The organism is Frigoribacterium sp. MEB024, from assembly GCF_000878135.1.
Lineage (GTDB): Bacteria > Actinomycetota > Actinomycetes > Actinomycetales > Microbacteriaceae > Frigoribacterium.
In genome coordinates, this window is record NZ_JXQZ01000039.1 from 20,914 (window position 1) to 39,912 (window position 18,999).

Below are 18,999 nucleotides of genomic sequence, written 5' to 3' on the forward strand. Positions count from 1 at the left end.
CAACACCCGAACGGGGGCCGGGACGCCGTCGCGTCCCGACCCCCGCCTTACCGACCGGGGCGGACCGTCAGCTGGTCAAGGTGTCGAGGGTGACCTTCGTCGTGTCGGTCGTCCCGTCCCGGACGTAGGTCAGGTCGGCCGTCGCGCCACCGGCCAGGAACCTGACCTGCGCCGTGAGGTCGGTGCGGTCGCTGATCGGCACGCCGTTGAACTCGGTCACGACGTCGCCCTGTCGCAGGCCGGCGTTCTGGGCCGCGCCACCGGGGCTGAGCTGGACGATGAGGGCACCGACCCGGGTGGCCGCCGCGTCGCTCGTGGCGTCGTTCACGCTGGCACCGAGGAGGCCGTGGCTCGCCTTGCCGTTCGCCATGATCTCTTTGGCGACCCGCTGCACGAGGTTCGACGGCACCGAGAACCCGACGCCGATGCTGCCGGACGACTCCCCCGAACTGGCGATGGCGACGTTGAGGCCGATCAGCTCGCCCTGCGAGTTGAGCAGCGCACCACCGGAGTTGCCCGGGTTGATCGACGCGTCGGTCTGGATGACCGGCAGCGAGATGACCGAGCTGGCCTGGTTCTGCGTGGAGCCGTCACCGTTGTTGAAAGAGAAGGGCCCCTGGCCGTTGTTGTCGTTCTGCTGGCCCTCGTCGCTGCCGTCGGTCGGCGCTGCCGAGGACTGCACGGTGATGCTGCGGTTCAGGGTCGAGACGATGCCGTCGGTCACCGTGTTCGACAGGCCGAGCGGTGCTCCGATGGCCACGGCCGTGTCGCCGACGTTCAGCTTCGACGAGTCGGCGAAGTCGATCGGGGTGAGCCCCGTCGCGTCGACCTTCAGCACGGCGAGGTCGACCGTGGGGTCGAGCCCCACGACCTCGGCCGGCAGGATGCTGCCGTCGCTGAGCGTGACGGTGACGGTGCCCGACGCGCTGGCCCCGTCCAGGGTGACGACGTGCGTGTTCGTGACGATGTACCCGTCGTCGCTCAGGATGACGCCCGAGCCGGTGCCGCCGGACTCGCCCGCGGTCACGTTGATCGTGACGACCGACTTCGTCGCCTTCGCCGCGACCGCCGTGACGACCGTCGCGTCGTCGTAGTCGTTCACCGTCAGGTCGCGGGACTCACCGGTCGCCGAGACCCCGGCCCCCGAGTCGCGGGAGAGCACCGCGGCGACGCCACCGCCCGCCGCGCCGCCCACGAGGACGCCGACCAGGAGGGCCGCGGCCACGGAGCCCACACCACGTCGGCTCTTCTTCGGCTTCTGGGCGGGCGCCTGCCACCCCGCCGCGGCGTACGAGTTCGTGGTGTCGTAGGCGAACGCCGACGGGTCGGAGGTCGACTGCTGGTAAGGGTCGCCCTGCTGGTGCGCCCCTGCCTGTCGGTAGGGGTCGCCCTGCTGGTACGACCCTGGCTGCTGGTAGGAGTCACCGTGCTGGTACGACCCTGACTGCGGGTAGGGACCCGGCTGCTGGTACGAGCCGGGCTCTTGGTGAGATGCGGATTGCTGATGCGGAGCAGGCTGCTGGTACGAGCCGGGCTGCTGGTACGACGACGGCTGCTGATGCGAGCCGGGGTGGGGTTGACTCGGGTCGTGGGCCTGGTCGTGCCGCGCCTTCTCGGGCCCGGACCCGAAGGCCCCGGCCTGCGGGGTGCTGCCGGGGAGCGGCGGAGCACCGTAGGTGACGCCCTGGTCGGCCGGGTACGGCGTCGTGGGCTGGGCCCCGTCGCGTGCGCTCCGGTCCTCACCCGGAACGCTCTGCGAACCGTCGGCGGTGCCCTCGGGCGTGCGCGGGGCGCCGTCGTCGATGTCGTCGTGGCGGGGGGTGTCGGTCATGGTGCTCCTTCCAAGCCCTGACAGCCTGGTCGCCCAAGCTGGGCGGATCATACGGCGAGCCTGTGAGCGGACTGCACCCAGCTTATGCGGCGGCTGGACAGGGCCACCCCGGCACCCGTCCCGCGGAGATACGGTGACGGGATCATGACTCCTCCAGCACCCTGGCAGCGCGCGGCGAGCGGCGCGATGCTCCTCGACGCCGCGGGCCGACTCGCTCCGACGATCTTCGCCGAGATGTCGGCCCTCGCGACAGCCACCGACAGCATCAACCTCGGGCAGGGCTTCCCGGACGAGGACGGCCCGGTCGAGGTCCTCGAAGCGGCGCACGAGGCCCTGCGCGCCGGCCTCAACCAGTACCCGCCGGGCCGGGGCATGCCCGTCCTGCTCGAGGCGGTCGCCTCCCACCAGCGGCGGTTCTACGGCCTCGACGTCGATCCGCGGCGCGAGGTGCTCGTGACCGCGGGGGCGACCGAGGCGCTCGCGGCGACGATCCTGGCGTTCGTCGACCGGGGCGACGAGGTGGTGACGCTCGAACCGTTCTACGACGCGTACGGGGCCGTCATCGGGCTCGCGGGCGGCGTCCACGTCACCGTGCCGCTCCGCGGGCCGGACTCGACGGTCGACCCGGACGAACTGCGCCGGGCCTTCGGACCGCGCACCCGGCTCGTCGTTCTGAACGATCCGCACAATCCCACGGGCAGCGTCCTCGACGACGCGACCCGGCGCCTCCTGCTCGAGCTCGCCGTCGAGCACGACGCGCTCGTCGTCACCGACGAGGTCTACGAGCACCTGCTCTTCGACGGTGCGGTCCACGTGCCGTTCGCCACCCTGCCCGGCGCGGCGGCCCGGACGATCAGCATCTCGTCGGGCGGCAAGACCTTCAACACGACCGGGTGGAAGATCGGTTGGCTGACCGGTCCGGCGGACCTCGTCGACCGGATCGTGGCCGTCAAGCAGTACCTGACCTTCGTGAACGGCTCGGTCTTCCAGCCCGCGATCGCCGTCGGGCTCGGACTCCCCGACGTTTACTTCGAGGGCGTCGCACGCACACTGGCCCACAAACGCGACGTCCTGTCCGACGGGCTGCTTCGTGCCGGGTTCGCCGTGCGGGCGAGCCACGGGTCGTACTTCGTGGTCGCCGACGCCGCTCCCCTGGGCTTCGACGACGCCTCCGACCTGTGCCGGCGGCTCCCCGAGCTGGCCGGCGTCGTCGGGCTGCCGATCAGCGCCTTCTGCCACCCGGTGCTCGCCGCGGAGCAGTCATCCCTCATTCGGTTCGCCTTCTGCAAGCGCATCGAGGTGCTCGAGCAGGCCTCGGCCCAGCTCGCGTCACTCTCGGTCTGAGCCACTCCCCGCGGGCGGAACGTCGTCCCGACGGCGCGGGACCACGTCGTACCGACGCAGGGCCAGCGACGGGTTCGTCCGGCGCACGGCAGCGATCCGGTCGGCCGAGACCCTGCCGAGCGCCATGACGTCGACCTCGTCGCCGACCGAGGCGAGAGCCACGCCCGTCGGATCGACGATCGTGCTGCAGCCGACGCCGACGGGGGGTGCGTGGTCCGCCGCGGCGACGTACACGGTGTTCTCGAGTGCCCGGGCCGTCAGCAGGGTCGTCCAGTGGTGCTGCTTGAGCGGTCCGCGCACCCACTCGGCCGGCATGAGGACCACGTCGGCCCCGGCGTCGACGAGCGTCCGGGTGACCTCGGGGAACCGCAGGTCGTAGCAGGTCTGCAGGCCGAAGACGAGCCCGCCGACCTCGAAGGTCGCGGCGACGGCCAACGGGCCCGGCACGATCCACCGGGACTCCTGCCCGCCGAACGCGTCGTAGAGGTGCTGCTTCGAATAGGTGGCGACGACGCCCCGATCGGGCGCCACGGCCACGAGCAGGTTCTCGAACCGCGCCGGATCGGGCGAGACGGCGACCAGACCGGCGACGAGCACGAGGCCGAGACGATCCGCCAGTCCGGTCAGATGGCTGACGAACGGCCCGTCCGTGGACTCCGCGGCCTCGAGGTACGACGGCCCCAGTTCGGCCGAGAAGTACGACGAGTACTCGGGGAAGACGGCCACCCGCGCGCCCCGTCGAGCCGCCTCCTCGGCGAGGTCCGTGATCGTCCGCAGGTTGCGCTCCGGGTCGTCACCGGGAGCGGTCTGGACCACTGCGACGACGACGTCGGACGCGCTGCCGGTGCTGCCGGTGCTGCCGGTGCTGCCGGTGCTGCCGGTGCTCATCGTGCCCACCGCCCGGCCGCCAGCGCGGCCGCCTCGCCCAGCCAGAAGGAGGCGCGGGTCGTCGACTCGAGGACGTCGCCCGCCAGTTCCGTGGTCGACACGACGTCGGCGAAACCGTCGTCGGGGGCTTCGACGGAACCGGCGACGAGGACGACCGGGACTCCGGCCGCGTCGGCCATCCGCCGCACGAGCGACACGGTCTTGCCGGCGGCGGTCTGACCGTCGAAACGCCCTTCTCCGGTGACGACGACGTCCCCCAGGGCCAGGGCTTCGGAGAGGCGGACGGCCTCGGCGACGGCGACGGCCCCGAGCTGCAGACGGGCACCCCAGGCGAGCAGACCGAAGCCCGTTCCGCCCGCGGCCCCCGCACCGGCGGTCAGGGGATCGACGTCGACGAGGCTCGCGAAACGCTCGAGACCCCGTTCGAGCGCGAGGACGTCGTCGGCCGAGGCTCCCTTCTGCGGCCCGAACACGGCAGCTGCTCCCCTGGGTCCGAGCAAGGGGCTGTCGACGTCGACCAGCAACACCACGCCGTCCGGTGGGAGGGCGATCAGACCCGAGAGATCGACCCGGGCAGCCGTGGTGAGACCGTGGTTGCCCGGACCGACGGGCTCGCCCAGGGAATCGACGATCCGAGCACCGAGGGCCGTCAGAGCACCTGCTCCCCCGTCCGTCGACCCGCTGCCCCCGAGGCCGACGAGCAACCGCACGGCGCCGGCGTCGACGGCCGCGCGGATGACGTCACCCAGGCCGCGGGTGGTGGCGTCGTGCGGCGCGGGTGACGTCAAGAGGCCGAGTCCACAGGACGAGGCGAGTTCGACGACGGCCGTGCCGTCGGGCAACGCCAGCCAGGGGGCATCGACGGGACGGCCGTCGGGGCCGTCGACGACGACCTCGTGGCGGATGCTTCCGGGGACGGCCCGCTCGAATGCATCGAGGGTGCCTTCTCCGCCGTCGGCGAGGGGCAGCGCGACGATCTCGTCGTCGGGTCGTGACCGGGACCACCCTGCGGCGAGGGCGGCCGCAGCCTCGGACGCGTCCAGGCTGCCTTTGAACGCATCGGGGGCGAGGACCACCCGGAGTCTCGACATGCCTCAACCTTGGCATGATCCGCCCCGGCGGCACAGAGCAGGCCGAGGCGTGACCACACGAAGAAAGCCCCGGTCGATGACCGGGGCTTTCTTCTTTCTTGTTGCGGGGGCAGGATTTGAACCTACGACCTCTGGGTTATGAGCCCAGCGAGCTACCGAACTGCTCCACCCCGCGGCACAAGAAGAAACACTAGCACGGCATTCGGACGCCGTCCAATCGAGCCCCCGGAGGCGACCACCACCTCGCGCCCCCTTGACGACGAACCCCCTCCCGGCGTGCCGGAAGGGGGTTCGTCGTCGTGCCTGTCGCGTGACTACTGACCGCTGGCTGCGACTGCGTCCTCGAGGGCCGTCTGGAGGCGCGTGTCGGCCTCCGCCGCCGCCACCAAGTTGTTCTCGGCGTAGGCCGCGGCGCGGTCCGTCAGAGCCTGCTGTGCGTCGGCCAGGGCCTGGTCGAGCGCCGCGTTGTCGGTGCCCGACCCGGTGTCAGGCGTCGCCGCTCCCCCGTCCGTCGCCCCGTCGCCGGAGTCCGTGCCGGTTCCGGTGCCGTCGGTGCCCTCACCCGTGGTCGGTACGCCGTTGTCTCCGGCCGTCGCACCCGAGTTGCCACCGAAGAGCGAGTCGAGGGCGCCGTCGAGGGTGTCCTCGAAGGCGATCTTGTCGCCGAACGACACCAGGATGCGCTGCAGGACGGGGTACGACGTCTCGGAGTTCGACTTCACGTAGATCGGCTGCACGTAGAGCAGACCGCCACCGACCGGCAGGGTCAGCAGGTTGCCTCGAACGACGCTCGTGTCACCCCGGGTGAGCAGTGCGAGTTGGTTCGCCACGGCGGTGTCGGTGTTGAAGTTGTTCTGCACCTGCCCGGGGCCGGGCAACGTGTCGGTGCGTGGCAGGGCCAGCAACGTGAGCTTGCCGTAGTCCGACGAGATCTCGCCCGGCGTCGACCCGGCATCGGCGTTCGCCGCCAAGTAGCCCGTCAACACGTTGCGGGCGTTCTCACCGGACTGCTGCGGGATGTACGTCGAGTAGATCGAGAACGCCGGGTCTTGGTCGGGCAACTGCAGCGTCAGGTAGTACGGAGGCTGCAACGGCGGGTTCTGCGCGTTGCTCGTCGGTTCGTTCGGCGTGACCCACGCGTCGTCGCTCGAGTAGAACGAGTCGGCGTCCGTCACGTGGTAGGTCCCGAGGATCGCCCGCTGCACCTTGAACATGTCCTGCGGGTAGCGCACGTGCTGGAGCAGCTCGGCGGACATGTCGCTCAGGGGTGACAACGTCGACGGGAAGATCTTGTCGTACGTCTGCAGGATCGGGTCGCTGGTGTCCCACGCGTAGAGCTTGACCGAACCGTCGTAGGCGTCGACCGTGGCCTTCACCGAGTTGCGGATGTAGTTGATGTTGTTCGACGCGTACACCGGGCGGTCGTTGTACGTGTCGGCGATCGCGTCCGACAACGCCTGCGGCTTCGAGTACGGGTACTCGTTCGTCGTCGTGTATCCGTCGACGATCCAGACGACCTTGCCGTCGACGACGGAGGGGTACGGCGCGCTGTCGATCGTGAGGTAGGGAGCCACCTTCTGGACGCGTTCGGTGGGGTCGCGGTCGTAGAGGATCTGCGACTGGTCGTTCACGGCGTCCGACAGGAAGATCTGCTCGGACTGGAACTTGATGGCGTAGATGAGCTTCTTGAAGACGTTGTCGAGCTTGGGCCCACCGTTGCCCTCGAAGGTCGTCGTCTCGTTCGTGCCGTTGTCGTTGCTGCCCGACGGGTAGTCGAGCTCGATGTCGTTGCCGCCGTCGCCACCCACGATCGAGTAGGTCGGCGACTCCTGGCCGAAGTAGATCCGCGGCTCGTAGTCCCCGGCGTCGCCGAGGGCGCCCGTCACGGGGATGCCGGACTCGAGGAAGACGGGCTGGCCGTCCGCGGACCGCTGGTTGCCGTACGCCGCCACCACGCCGTAGCCGTGGGTGTAGACGAAGGTCGTGTTGTAGGGGGTCGCCGAGTTGCCGAGCTGCGAGGTGTTCAGCTCGCGCACGGCGATGACCGTGTCTTGCACGTTGCCGTCGATCGTGTACCGGTCGACCGCGAGCTGCTCGGGGAAGCTGTAGTACTGGCGGTACTGCTGGAGCTGGGCGAAGGCGTCGGTCACGAGCGCGGGGTCGATGATGCGGATGTTGGCGGTGGTGACGGCATCGCCGGCCAGGGCCCCGGCCTCGGCGTCGGACTTGGCGTCGTAGGTCTGCTCCTCGACGTCGGCCACGCCGTAGGCCTCACGCGTCGCCTGGATGTTGCGCTCGATGTACGGCGACTCGACCGTCCGTTCGCTGGGCTCCACCGTGAACCGCTGGACGATCCAGGGGTAGATGCCACCGACGATGATGCTGATGATGATGAGCGCGGCCGTGCCGATCACCGGCAGGCGCCAGCGCCCGACGATCGAGGTCACGATGAACAGGATCGCGACGACGACGGCGATCCCGGCGAGGATCTGCTTGCCGGGGATGCCCGCGTTGACGTCGGTGTACGTGGCACCCGTGAGCAACTTGTTGGTGCCGTCGGAGAGCGTCGCGTACTGGTCGAGCCAGAGGCTGACGCCCTGCAGCAGGAGGTAGACGGCGGCGGTGACGGCCAGCTGGATGCGCGCGATCTTGGAGATGCGCACCTCGCGCCCGGTGAAGCGCAGGGCCCCGTAGAGGTAGCTGGTCGCGACGGCGGCGATGCCGGCGATGAGGACGACGGCCGAGGCGAAGCCGACCGCTGCCTGGTAGAGCGGCAGCTCGAAGACGTAGAACCCGATGTCGAGCCCGAACTGCGCGTCGGTCCGCCCGAAGGGGGTGCGGTTGATCCACTCGAGGACGGTCTGCCACTGCGTCGACGTGGCGATGCCGGCGAAGAGGCCGAGCACGGCGGGGACGCCGATGACGACGGCACGTCGAAGGGGCTCGATGACCTGCTGGTAGCGATCGAGCTGCGAGTTCAACTTGGCGTACACGGGGCGGAACCGAAAAGCCACTTCGATGCTGACGTAGACCGGCACCGCCATGGCCACGAAGCCCACCGCGAACATCACGAGGCGTGCGATCCACTGCGTCGTCAGCACCCCCGTGAACCCGAGCTGCTGGTACCAGAGGTAGTCCGTCAGCAGCGACGAGAAGATGAAGAAGGCGATGACCAGGGCGGCGAGGACGGCCACCGTGACCAAGACGGGCAATCGGGGCGAGCGTCGTGCGGTTCGCGACGATGCGGGTGACGTCAAGGGTGTGCTCCTGGCTGACGGGGACGTGGACGGCCATCCTACGTGTCGAGCCTGGCCGCCTCAGCGTCTCCTTCTCAGCTTTGCGTGGGCTGCACGAACCCTATCGACCGGCCGTACAGGTGGGCAGCGACGACGTGTCGCCCCCGCCCGCGACCGTCTCGAGCGCCGTCACCGCGTCGTCCAAGGTCTCGACGGAGTAGACGTCCAACCCGGAAGGCACGTTCCCGACGACCTCGGAGCAGTTCGTGGACGGTGCGAGGAAGACGGTCGCCCCGGCGTCACGGGCACCGTAGAGCTTCTGTCGGATGCCCCCGATGGCTCCGACCTCGCCCGAAGCCGTGATCGTCCCCGTGCCCGCGACCTTCTCGCCGCCGGTGAGCTCGCCCGGAGTCGTCTTGTCGATGATCCCGAGCGCGAACATCATGCCGGCGCTCGGCCCGCCGACCTGGTCGAGCTTCAGGGTCACGTCGAAGGGATACGTGTAGTCCACGCTGACCCCGACCCCGAGCAGCGGCGTGCCGTCGACCTCTTGCGGGGTGACCTCCTCGGTCACGCTCGTCCCCGCCCGGTCGACGACGACCTCGGCGGGCGTCGACGCGCCGTTCGCCGCGACGAGGCCGCGGAGGACGTCCACGTCCGCATCGGTGGCGAGACTCGTCCCGTTGACGCTCACCAGGACGTCGCCCTCGCGCAGGACGCCTTCGGCCGGGCTGCCCTGGGAGACCTGGCTGACCGTCACGGCGCTGGGGATGGCGTACCCCTCGTGGATCAGCGCCGCGGCGATCGCGGACTTCTGCGAGTTCTGCATGTCCACGGCGTTCTGCTCGTCGACCTGGTCGTTCGACACCCCCGACGGGTACACGGCCTCGACCGGGATGACCGAACGGCTGCGATCCGCCCAGGCACGGACGACGTCGACCCACCCCGGCCGGACGTCCTGGTTGCCCTGGACGCTGACGGTCAGCAGGTCGAGCGTGCCGCTGGTGGGATAGGTCTCGTGGCCCGAGACGGTGATGAGCGGCTGAGACGAGCCCTCGTACTCGGCGCTGCCCAAGGTGTCGAACACCGGGCCGGGCTGCTCGATCAGGTACGGCCCCGGCAGCAGGCTCAGGACGACCGCCGAGACAACGGCCACGCCCAGGAGGGGCCAGCCGACCCGACCCGCACGGCGAGCGGACGACGGGGAGGTGCGCGGGGGCGTGAAGAAGGCCACGGAGGGTCCTTTCGGGATCGGCCGGGGAGGCGCGGGTCGCGTTCGCCACGAGCGGAGCGTCGGCCCCGGGGCGGTGGCCGAATCCCAGGATCTTCGTGCGGCCAGCAGCTAGCGTAGTCAGCATGACCGATGATTCGCCGCGCGGGCCTGAGGACGAGTTCCGTGACATGCTGCGGCAGTTCCTGTCCGGCGGTTCCGAGATCGATCCGTCACAGCTCGCCGGGGCCGCGGGGCTGCCCGACGACCCGGCTTTCGTGGCTCGACTCATGAGCCAACTGCAGAACGCCGTCAACAGCAGCGGTGACGGCATCGACTGGTCGATCGCCACCGAGCAGGCGACCGCCGTGGGCACCCAGACCGCCGTCGCACCGACTGCCGCCGAGACCGCCGCCCTCGAGCAGGCCTTCCACGTCGCCGCGCTGTGGCTCGACGACGTCACGTTCGTGGCCGAGCTCACCGCCACGCCGCGCTTGGTAACCCGGGCCGAGTGGGCCCGCCTGACCATGCCCGTGTGGAGCCAGCTCGCCGAGCCCGTGGCCACGTCGATCGCCGACTCGCTCACCGGTGTGCTCAGCGAACAGGCTCCCGAAGAGATGCGCTCGATGCTCGCCGGGGCCAGCAAGGTCATGCGGAGCGTCGGGGGCACGCTCTTCGCCATGCAGCTCGGCCAGGTCGTGGGTCAGCTCTCGACCGAGGTCGTGTCCGGTGGTGACGTCGGCATCCCCCTGCTCGACGAGCAGCAGGCCGCGCTGCTCCCCCAGAACGTCGCCGCCTTCGGCGAGGGTCTCGACATCGAGGCCGACCAGGTGCAGCTCTACCTCGCGGTGCGCGAGCTCGCCCACGCCCGCCTGTTCCGCCACGCGCGATGGCTGCGGCTGCATCTCATCTCGTCCATCCGCGAGTTCGCCCAGGGCATCCGCATCGACACGTCCCGGCTCGAAGAGCTCGCGGTCGACTTCGATCCCTCGAGCCCCGGCGAGTTGCAAGAGGCGATGAAGAGCGGTGCCCTCATCCCCCCGAAGACCGACGAGCAGCTCGCCGCCCTCGCCCGCCTCGAGACGACGCTCGCCCTGATCGAGGGCTGGGTCGACGTCGTGACCGCCCAGGCCACGGCGCGCCTCCCGAAGTCCGCGGCGATCGCCGAGACGGTGCGCCGGCGTCGTGCCGCCGGTGGGCCTGCCGAGTCGGCCTTCTCCACCCTGGTCGGCCTCGAGCTGCGTCCGCGACGACTCCGCGAGGCGGCCGTCCTCTGGCAGACCGTGTCCGACGCCGTCGGGGCCGAACGTCGAGACGACCTCTGGTCGCATCCCGACATCGTGCCCACCAGCGCCGACGTCGACGACCCCCAGGCCCTCGTGGCTCGACTGACGTCGAACGAGCCCGCCTTCGACGACGTCGACCAGGCGATCCAGGACCTGCTCGACGACACCACCGACGATCGTCCCCGCGAGGGTGACGACGGATCGGCGACCGAGCCGGGCGAGTCGGGGCCCGACCCGGACGCCCCCCGGTCCTGAGACCTCGCGTCACGTCGATCCACGGTCGCCTGTGGACAACCTCTGATCCACCCCGGCTCCACGGCATGATCGGACGATGCCTCTCGTCCTCGATCCCCGAACACCCGTCGTCTGGCGTGATCCGTCGACCCTCCAGGTCGGCGTCGATCGCCCGACGCTCGTCCTGAGTCCGGTCAGCAGGCTCGACGAGCGCGTGGTCGCCGCCGTCGCCGCGGGCCACGGCGCAGGCGGGCTGCCCACCCTCGTCGCCCATCTCGGTCTCGACCGCGCCGCGGTCGAGGCCTCGGTCGAGCGCCTGCGGCCCGCGCTGGACGGCGACATCCAGCCGATCGTCCCACCGTCCGTCCTCGTCGGTGGGCCGGGCCCGGTGGCCGACGCCGTCGCGCGCCTCCTGGGCTCCTGCGGGGCAGACGTCCGTCGGGCCCACGCCGACCTGCCGCCCCCGAGGAACACCACCGGCGTCCTGGTCGGCGGGCACGTCGTCGACCCCGGAGTGGTCCGAGAGTGGGTGCGGTCCGACCTGACGCACCTCGTCGTGCGACTGGGCGATCGTCATGCGCGGATCGGGCCCGTGACGGTGCCCGGCGCGACGGCCTGCGCCCGGTGTCTCGACCTCTGCGCCGGCGAGGCCGACCGCGCCTGGCCCGCGATCGCCGGTCAGCTGAGCGCTCGTCCCCTCACCGCGCCTCCGCTGCTGTCCGTCCACGAGGTCGCCACGAGAGCCGCCCGTCGTCTGTGGTCGCGTCTGAGCGGTGCGGCCGGCACACCGGACGACTCCGAGGTCGAGTCGATCTCGATCGCCGAAGGTCTCGTCACTCGCGCGAACGTGGCGCCCCACCCGGAGTGCGGGTGCGCAGCTCTTCCACGAACCGGCTCGCGCGCCGTTCGCCGCCGCGTCCCTGCCCCGATCGGCTCCACGACAGCCGCAGCCGCTCACGCGCCCTCGTGACGCCGACGTACAAGAGGCGGCGTTCCTCGTCGATCGCCGCGTCGTCCTTCGCGTAGCTGATCGGGACGAGGCCCTCGCTCAGTCCGATCAGGTACACGCTGCGCCATTCGAGCCCCTTGGCCGAGTGCAACGTCGCCAGGGTGACCGCGGCCATCGTCGGCTCGTGTTGCCCGGCCTGGCGGGCGAAGAGCTCGTCGACGAACTGGCGGAGGGTCGTCCCGGGCGCCGACGCCTCGGCCAGGCCCATGATCGTGTTCAAGGACTCCCACCGGTCGCGGATCGCGCCTCTCTGGTCGGGAGCGTCCTGCGTCCAGCCGAGCGACCGCAGGACGTCACTGACGGTCTTGAAGAGCGGCTCGCCCACGATGCTGACCGCCGCGCCCTTCATCATCATCAGGGCCTCTTTCACCTCGCGCAGCTCGAAGAACCGCGTCGCACCGTGGATGCGGGTCGACACGCCGACGTCGGCGAGTGCGCGCTCGATCGCCGCGGCCTGGACGTTGACCCGGTACAGGACGGCGATCTCTTCCGGGGCGACGCCCGAGCGGATCTCGTCGGCGATCGTCTCGGCGACGCCCCGGGCCTCGGCCGAATCGCTGGCGTACTCGGTCACGGGTGGCACGGGCCCCGTCGTCTCGACGGCCGGGTGGAGGTGCAATGCGCCCGGCCGACCCCGCATGAGCTGGTTGGCCGTGTCGACGATCTGCCGCGACGATCGGTAGTTCTGCTCGAGACGGACGACCGTGGCGTCGTCGTAGCGCGCGCCGAACCCGAGCAGGTAGTCCGACGACGCGCCCGCGAACGAGTAGATGGTCTGGCTGGCGTCGCCGACGACGCAGAGGTCGTTCCGACCGCCGAGCCAGAGGTCGAGCAGGTCTTGCTGCAGCGGCGAGACGTCCTGGTACTCGTCCACGACGAAGAAGCGGTACTGCTCGTGCACCTGCTGGGCCACGCGCGGCTCGAGTTCGAGCATGCCGACCGTCGCGAGCAGGACGTCCTCGAAGTCGAGCTGGCGCCGTTCGTCCTTGACGGCCTCGTAGGCCCGGTGCAGGTCGACGGCCTTCTCGACGCTGATCGAGGGCGGCAGCGACCTGCCCGGCAAGGCCTTCGCGTAGTCCTCGAGGGTGAGCCGCGAGACCTTGCGCCACTCGATCTCGGCCGCGAGGTCTCGCAAGGCCGCCGTGTCGATCTTGAGACGCAACGACTCGGCGGCGTGGGCGAGCGCCTTGGCCTTGCTGTCGAGGAGGCGCGGCATCTGACCGCCCATCGTCTGCGGCCAGAAATAGGACAGCTGGGACAGCGCCGAGGCGTGGAAGGTGCGAGCCGAGACTCCCCCGGCACCCAGGTGACGCAACCGACCACGCAGTTCGGCGGCCGCCCGTGAGGTGAAGGTCAGCGCCATCACGCGGTTCGGCGCGTAGACACCCGTGGCGACCCCGTAGGCGATGCGGTGCGTGATGGCGCGGGTCTTGCCCGTCCCGGCACCCGCGAGCAGGCACACGGGACCGAGCAGCTTGGACGCCGCCCGGCGCTGCTGCTCGTCGAGCCCCGCGATCAGGTCGGCGGCCTCGCTCACTGGTCGATCTCGCCGCCGAACCAGTCCTCGATGATCGCACGGGCGATGGACGTGCGCCCCGGCAGGACGATCTCACCGAGGCCCGCGACCAGCTCGTCCCGGCTGAACCAGCGCAGGTCGAGGATCTCGGCCCCGTCGGGGGTGAGCGTGCCGGGATCATCGGTGTCGACCTCGGCCCGGAAACCGAGCATGAGGCTCGCCGGGAACGGCCAGGGCTGCGAGCCCAGGTAGCGGGGCGACACGACGTTGATGCCGGACTCCTCGAAGATCTCACGCTGCACGGCGTGTTCGAGCGATTCGCCGGGCTCGACGAAACCCGCCAGCAACGAGTAACGGTTCTGCTCCCACAGGGCGTTCGACCCGAGCAGGAGGCGGTCGTCGGCATCGGTCACGCCGACGATGATCGCGGGGTCGGTCCGGGGGAAGATCTCGTGGCCGTCGTCCGGGTCGCGGCGCACCCAGCCCGCCTTGTGGGTGACCAGACGCCGACCGGTCCGCGGCGAGAACCGGTGGGAGTCGTGCCAGTTCGCCACGGCGACGGCCTCGACGGCCAGGCCGGCGTCGCGCGCGCTCAACGCCGTGCCCGACACTCGCGGACTGCCCCAGGCCGAGTCGTCGGCCGCGATCGACTTCGCGCGTTCGTCGTCGAGGAGTGCCGCCAGGACGGGCGTGCCCACGGGTTCGGCGGCCGAAGGGTCTTTCGAGACGCCGAGGTAGACGTAGTCGTCGGCCGGCGGGACCGACGAGGCCGGCAGCAGAGCCAGGGAATCCGGCGACGCCATGAGGGTGCGTCCCCGCCAGACCGGCAGCACACGGGTGGCCGCGGAGGCGAGCAGTTCGTCGACGACGCCGGCGCGCTCGCGGGTGAGGTAGTCACGGTCGACCTGGTGGCGGGACAACGGGAGCCGGGACGTGAGTGGCGAGGACATCGGACGACCAATCATCGCGAGTTGACAGCGTGGCGCACGGCAGGGCATCGCGTGCGGCGGCCTACCCTGAGGGCATGGCCAGATCTCATCTCACTCTAGCCGCGCTGGCCACGGCCGCCGTCGCGGACCTGGACGTCACGCGCGCGTCACGCCACGGCAGCGAGACGGGTGGCGACTTCGACTCCGCACTCGTCGACGGCCGTGCCGGAGAGCACTGCATCGTCCGTGTCCCCCGGTCGCAACGAGCCGAGGCCGAGCAGTCGGCCGATCTCGTCGCCCTGCGCGCGCTGAGCGCCGGCGTTCGCGGACGGCTCTCGTTCGACGTGCCCGCCTACCGCGGCCAGGCGCCCATCGGTCGCACGCGCGGCATCGTCTACGACGTCGTCCCCGGCGAGCACCTGTCGATCTCTCGACTGACCGCGACGAGCGACCTACCCACGGCCCTGGGTCGTGCGGTGGCGGCGATCCACTCGCTGCCGACGAGCTTCGTGACCGACGCCGGCCTGACCAGTCACACCCCGTTCGAGGCGATGAGGTCGTCGGCGGCACTCGTCGACCGCGCGGCTTCGACGCGCCTGCTGCCGGCCGCACTGCTCGAGCGGTGGGAGGCCGCCATCCAGGACTCCGTGCTGTGGCAATTCCAGCCGACGGTCGTCAACGGCTCCCTCGACGCCGGTTCGGTGCTCGTCCTCGGCGACACCGTCAGCGGCGTGCTCGGCTGGCACGAGCTGCAGGTCGGCGACCCCGCCCGCGACCTGGCCTGGTTGCTCGGCGCCCCCAGCCCGACGGCGGTCGACGCGGCGTTCGAGGCCTACAACATCGCCCGCGGCACGAGCGACCACCAGCTGCGGCACCGGGCGACCCTCTACCGCGAACTCGACCTGGCGAAGTGGCTGCTGCACGGCACCGGCACCAAGAACACGTCGGTCGTCGACGACGCCGTCGAGATGATGACAAAGCTCGTCGACTCGTTGCCCGGAGATCGGCGGGCCGGCATCGGCTCGGGCTCGACCGCCGCCCTCGATGTCGACGGCGTCGAGGACCTGCTCGAGGCGACCGAGCGCCGTCACGTCTGAGACGCCGCCTCGACCCGCTGCCAGAGCTCGACCAGTTCACCGCGGTCGGCCACGTGTCGGGGCCGCAGCACCACGTCGTCGGCCACGAAGTAGAACACCGCGTCGATCTTCTCGGCCGGGGTGCCGGTGAACCGGGCGTAGGCCTCGCGGTAGAGCGCCAGTTGCAGCTGCTTGAGCTCGAGATCGGCGTCGTCGGTGGGTGCCTTGCCGGTCTTCCAGTCGACGACCTCTAACCGACCGTCTCGTTCGAACACGGCATCGATCTTGCAGATGATGGTGCGACTGCCGAGGGGGAGGTGGATCTCGAGCTCGACGTCGGTCGGTTCGAGGGACGCCCAGGGCGAGCGCTCGAAGGTCGCGACCAGCTGTTCGAACCGCCTCGCGTCGTCGGGGTCGATCGGCCCGGACCCGGACGAGCCGACCCGTTCGTCGTCCAGATCGCTCTCGTCACCCCAAGCGTCGAGGGTCTCGGCACGACCCGTCGGCCGGAAGCGCTCTTCCACCCACTCGTGGAACAGCGTGCCGAGGCGGGTGGCCCGGTAAGGCCGTTCGGGCAGGGGACGACGGAGGGCGGCTGCGACCGCGGCGGGATCGTCGACGTAGTCCTTGAACCGAGAGGCGGGGATGCGCTGGGGCAGGGGAACCGCCCCGGCGCCTGCTCGCGCGGCATCGCGCTCGAGCAGCAGCAGCTCGATGTCGGACGACCATCTCGATCGGGGCCCTGGTCGCTCCTCGTCGGCGGGCTCGTCACGTGAGCGCCGGTCCAGGGCCGCGGTGACGCGTGACGCGGCGTCCTCGACGACCGCGCGGCGCTGACCCAGGGGGTCGAGCGGCCAGCTGAGCTCGCGGGATGCCGCAGCCAGGGGGTTCTCGTCGTCGTCGGGCCGCTCGGGCAGGTCTTCGATCGGCACGAGTGCTCTCTCGGCCAGCTCGACGACGAACCGGCTCGCCGGGCGAGGGCGCACGGCGCTCGTCCAGAAGGAACCGCTCACGAGCAGGGCGTCACGGGCACGGGTGAGCGCGACGTAGGCCAGCCGCCGCTCTTCGGCCTGGTGCCGGACGACGAGCTCGTCCTTGAACGCCTTCAGCGACTGGTCGAACTCTTTCTGGTCGGCGACGCCCCGCCAGCCGAGCACGGGCAGCTCGGCGGCGTCGCCACGGAACTCGTACGGCAGTTCGCCGAAACCGAGCCACCCCACACCCTCGCGGGACGTGCCGGGCAATTCGCCCTCGACCAAGCGGGGCACGGCCACGACGTCCCATTCGAGCCCCTTGGACCCATGGATGGTCAGCAGTTGGACGGTACCCCGCTCGGCTTGCTCGGATCTCGGCCCCATGTCGTCACGACGCTCGGCTGCCGCCAGCCACGACAGGAAGCCCCCGAGCCCGGCGTTCTCGTCGGTCGCGACGTACCCGGCCAGTTCGTCCTCGAAGGCCTGCAACCAGGCACCGCCCGAGGGCACCCCGGTGGCCGCCGCCACCTCGACGTCGAGCAGCATCTCGTGCTCGACCAGCGTGACGAGGTCGACGAGGTCGAGCCCGGTGCGGCCCCGGAGGAACGCGAGCTGCGAGCCCAACCGCCGCAGGCGCACGAGGCCCTCGTCGCTGAACTCGGCGAGTTGACGATGGGTCACGGGTGCCGTGGCCACGAAGTCCAGGGCGTCGACGACGGACCCGTGCTCGCCAGCGGCGACCGACGCCCGGAACCCGGCGGCGACGTCGTCGTCGAGGCGCTGTTGGGCGTGGTCGTGCGAGAAGAGCCACGAGGCGACGTCGCGCAACCGCGCGATGTCTCGCACGCCGATCCGCCATCGGGCCCCGGCCATCAGGCGGATCGCCTCGGAACCGGCCGACGGGTCGTGCAGCACCCGGAGGCAGGACACGAGGTCGACGACCTCGGGACGTTGCAGGAGACCGCCGACACCGAGCACGTGGTACTCGACCCCGCGCGCGGCCAGTGCCTCGACGAAGACGGGCATGGTCTTCTTCGACCGGAAGAGCAACGCCGCCGTCCGGCGGGCCGGTTCGCCGTCGACGACCGTCGGGACGGCCAACTCTTGCTGGAGCCACGCCGCGACCTGGTCGGCCTCACCGGGCAACGTCTGGTCGAAGAGCAGTTCGACGCGACCCTCTGGTGCACCCGGCCGGGGGTTCAGCTCGCCGACGACCGCACCGGCGGACCGCGCGAGCTCGGCCACGACGGTGTTGGCGGCGTCGAGAACGCGCGACGCGTTGCGCCAACTGGTCGAGAGGCTGAAGACGGCGTCGGGACGGGCTCCGAAGTCCTCCGGGAACCGTCCGAGGTTCGCGGCGCTGGCACCCCGGAACCCGTAGATCGACTGGTGGGGGTCGCCGACCGCCATGACCCCGGTGCCCTCGAAGAGGCGGGACAGCAAGGTGGTCTGCACGACGCTGGTGTCCTGGTATTCGTCGAGGAGCACGACGCGGTAGCGGTCGCGCAGTTCGGCCACGACGCTCGGCGCCGTGTCGCAGACCTCGAGGGCCAGGGACACCTGGTCGGAGTACTCGACGAGGCCGCGACGGGCCTTCTCGTCGGCGAAGGCCGCGGCGAGGTCGAGCAGCGGCGGGAGGGCCGACACCGCGCCGACGGCGTCGACGACGGACTTGTAGGCGCTGCCCTTCGTCGACGGCAGACTCGCGAGGTCGAGGAACCGGTCGGCCAGGCGCGCAACGGGCTCGGGCTCGGTGACGTTCTCGCTCAGGGCGTGGCTCAGGCGGAGGACGGCCTCGGTGATGCCGTCGACGCTGCGGCCGAGCCCGGCGAGGCGCTCGTCGTGGCTGGCCACGACGAGTGAGCGCGCCAGCTGCCAGGCCGACGCGTCGCCGAGCACCTGGGACTCGCTCTCGCGCCCCACCCGCAGCGCGTTGTCACGGAAGATCGCGTTGGCGAACGCGTTGTAGGTCGAGACGGTGGGCACGTCGAACGGATCCACCTCGTCGCCGAGCAGTCCGACCGCCCCGAGCTGGGCGATGCGCCGCTCGATGCGCTCACCGAGCTCGCCGGCGGCCTTGCGGGTGAAGGTCAGGCCGAGCACCTGCGAGACGCCGACGAGGCGGTTGGCGAGCAGCCACACCACGCGGTTGGCCATGGTCTCGGTCTTGCCGCTGCCGGCGCCCGCCACGACGAGGGCGGGCTCGAGCGGGGCCTCGATGACGGCCTGTTGCTCGGGGGTCGGGGTGGGCAGCCCGAGTGCCTCGGCGATCTCGGCCGCTCCGAGCAGGGACGAGGAGGCGCGGGTCGCGGCGCCCACGCCGCTCCCGTCACCCGCACCCGCCGCATCAGCCGTGCCGGGGGCCCGGCCCACGG

The 18,999-nt window shown here is 70.9% G+C and carries 11 protein-coding genes and 1 tRNA gene; 3 read left to right on the forward strand and 9 right to left on the reverse strand.

The genetic code is table 11. The features are described 5' to 3' along the window. Window positions 1-67: 67 nt before the first annotated feature. The gene (locus tag SZ60_RS09450) at window positions 68-1,831 is read right to left on the reverse strand and encodes a S1C family serine protease (RefSeq protein ID WP_052505284.1); all 1,764 of its coding nucleotides are present in this window, start codon (window positions 1,829-1,831) and stop codon (window positions 68-70) included. A 144-nt stretch (window positions 1,832-1,975) separates the two neighbouring features. Here SZ60_RS09450 and SZ60_RS09455 point away from each other — a divergent pair, with 144 nt between their 5' ends. Continuing rightward, window positions 1,976-3,175: an aminotransferase class I/II-fold pyridoxal phosphate-dependent enzyme gene (locus SZ60_RS09455; protein WP_043595428.1), complete on the forward strand. Its 1,200-nt coding sequence runs from the start codon at window positions 1,976-1,978 to the stop codon at window positions 3,173-3,175. On the opposite strand, the gene SZ60_RS09460 is transcribed toward SZ60_RS09455, so the two are convergent. From SZ60_RS09460 to SZ60_RS09480, 5 genes are all read right to left on the reverse strand, one after another. After that, complete coding sequence (locus SZ60_RS09460) at window positions 3,161-4,063, reverse strand: carbon-nitrogen hydrolase family protein (RefSeq protein ID WP_043595506.1); 903 nt, start codon at window positions 4,061-4,063, stop codon at window positions 3,161-3,163. The genes SZ60_RS09455 and SZ60_RS09460 overlap by 15 nt on opposite strands. After that, on the reverse strand, window positions 4,060-5,154 hold the full coding sequence (locus SZ60_RS09465) for a glycerate kinase (RefSeq protein WP_043595430.1): 1,095 nt from the start codon (window positions 5,152-5,154) through the stop codon (window positions 4,060-4,062). Before SZ60_RS09465 ends, SZ60_RS09460 begins: the two co-directional genes overlap by 4 nt. A 101-nt stretch (window positions 5,155-5,255) precedes the next feature. Beyond that, a tRNA-Met gene (locus SZ60_RS09470) sits at window positions 5,256-5,329 on the reverse strand. Window positions 5,330-5,468: 139 nt separating this feature from the next. Continuing rightward, window positions 5,469-8,357 (reverse strand): UPF0182 family protein, encoded by a 2,889-nt coding sequence (locus SZ60_RS09475; protein WP_043595507.1) that lies wholly within the window; start codon window positions 8,355-8,357, stop codon window positions 5,469-5,471. A gap of 154 nt (window positions 8,358-8,511) precedes the next feature. Then, on the reverse strand, window positions 8,512-9,624 hold the full coding sequence (locus tag SZ60_RS09480; RefSeq protein ID WP_043595431.1) for a PDZ domain-containing protein: 1,113 nt from the start codon (window positions 9,622-9,624) through the stop codon (window positions 8,512-8,514). 122 nt (window positions 9,625-9,746) lie between these two features. Here SZ60_RS09480 and SZ60_RS09485 point away from each other — a divergent pair, with 122 nt between their 5' ends. Continuing rightward, entirely contained in the window at window positions 9,747-11,141 is a 1,395-nt protein-coding gene (locus SZ60_RS09485; RefSeq protein ID WP_043595433.1) for a zinc-dependent metalloprotease, read from the forward strand. Window positions 11,142-11,953: 812 nt separating this feature from the next. Here SZ60_RS09485 and SZ60_RS09490 read toward each other — a convergent pair. Then, entirely contained in the window at window positions 11,954-13,666 is a 1,713-nt protein-coding gene (locus SZ60_RS09490) for an ATP-dependent helicase (RefSeq protein ID WP_043595435.1), read from the reverse strand. After that, the gene (gene nudC / locus SZ60_RS09495; RefSeq protein WP_156155563.1) at window positions 13,663-14,595 is read right to left on the reverse strand and encodes an NAD(+) diphosphatase; all 933 of its coding nucleotides are present in this window, start codon (window positions 14,593-14,595) and stop codon (window positions 13,663-13,665) included. The genes SZ60_RS09490 and nudC overlap by 4 nt, the downstream gene beginning before the upstream one ends. A 74-nt stretch (window positions 14,596-14,669) precedes the next feature. Here nudC and SZ60_RS09500 point away from each other — a divergent pair, with 74 nt between their 5' ends. Then, window positions 14,670-15,671 (forward strand): phosphotransferase, encoded by a 1,002-nt coding sequence (locus tag SZ60_RS09500; RefSeq protein ID WP_043595438.1) that lies wholly within the window; start codon window positions 14,670-14,672, stop codon window positions 15,669-15,671. Here SZ60_RS09500 and SZ60_RS09505 read toward each other — a convergent pair. Beyond that, complete coding sequence (locus SZ60_RS09505; protein ID WP_043595509.1) at window positions 15,662-18,943, reverse strand: ATP-dependent DNA helicase; 3,282 nt, start codon at window positions 18,941-18,943, stop codon at window positions 15,662-15,664. The two genes, SZ60_RS09500 and SZ60_RS09505, sit on opposite strands and share 10 nt — an antisense overlap. Window positions 18,944-18,999 lie beyond the last annotated feature (56 nt).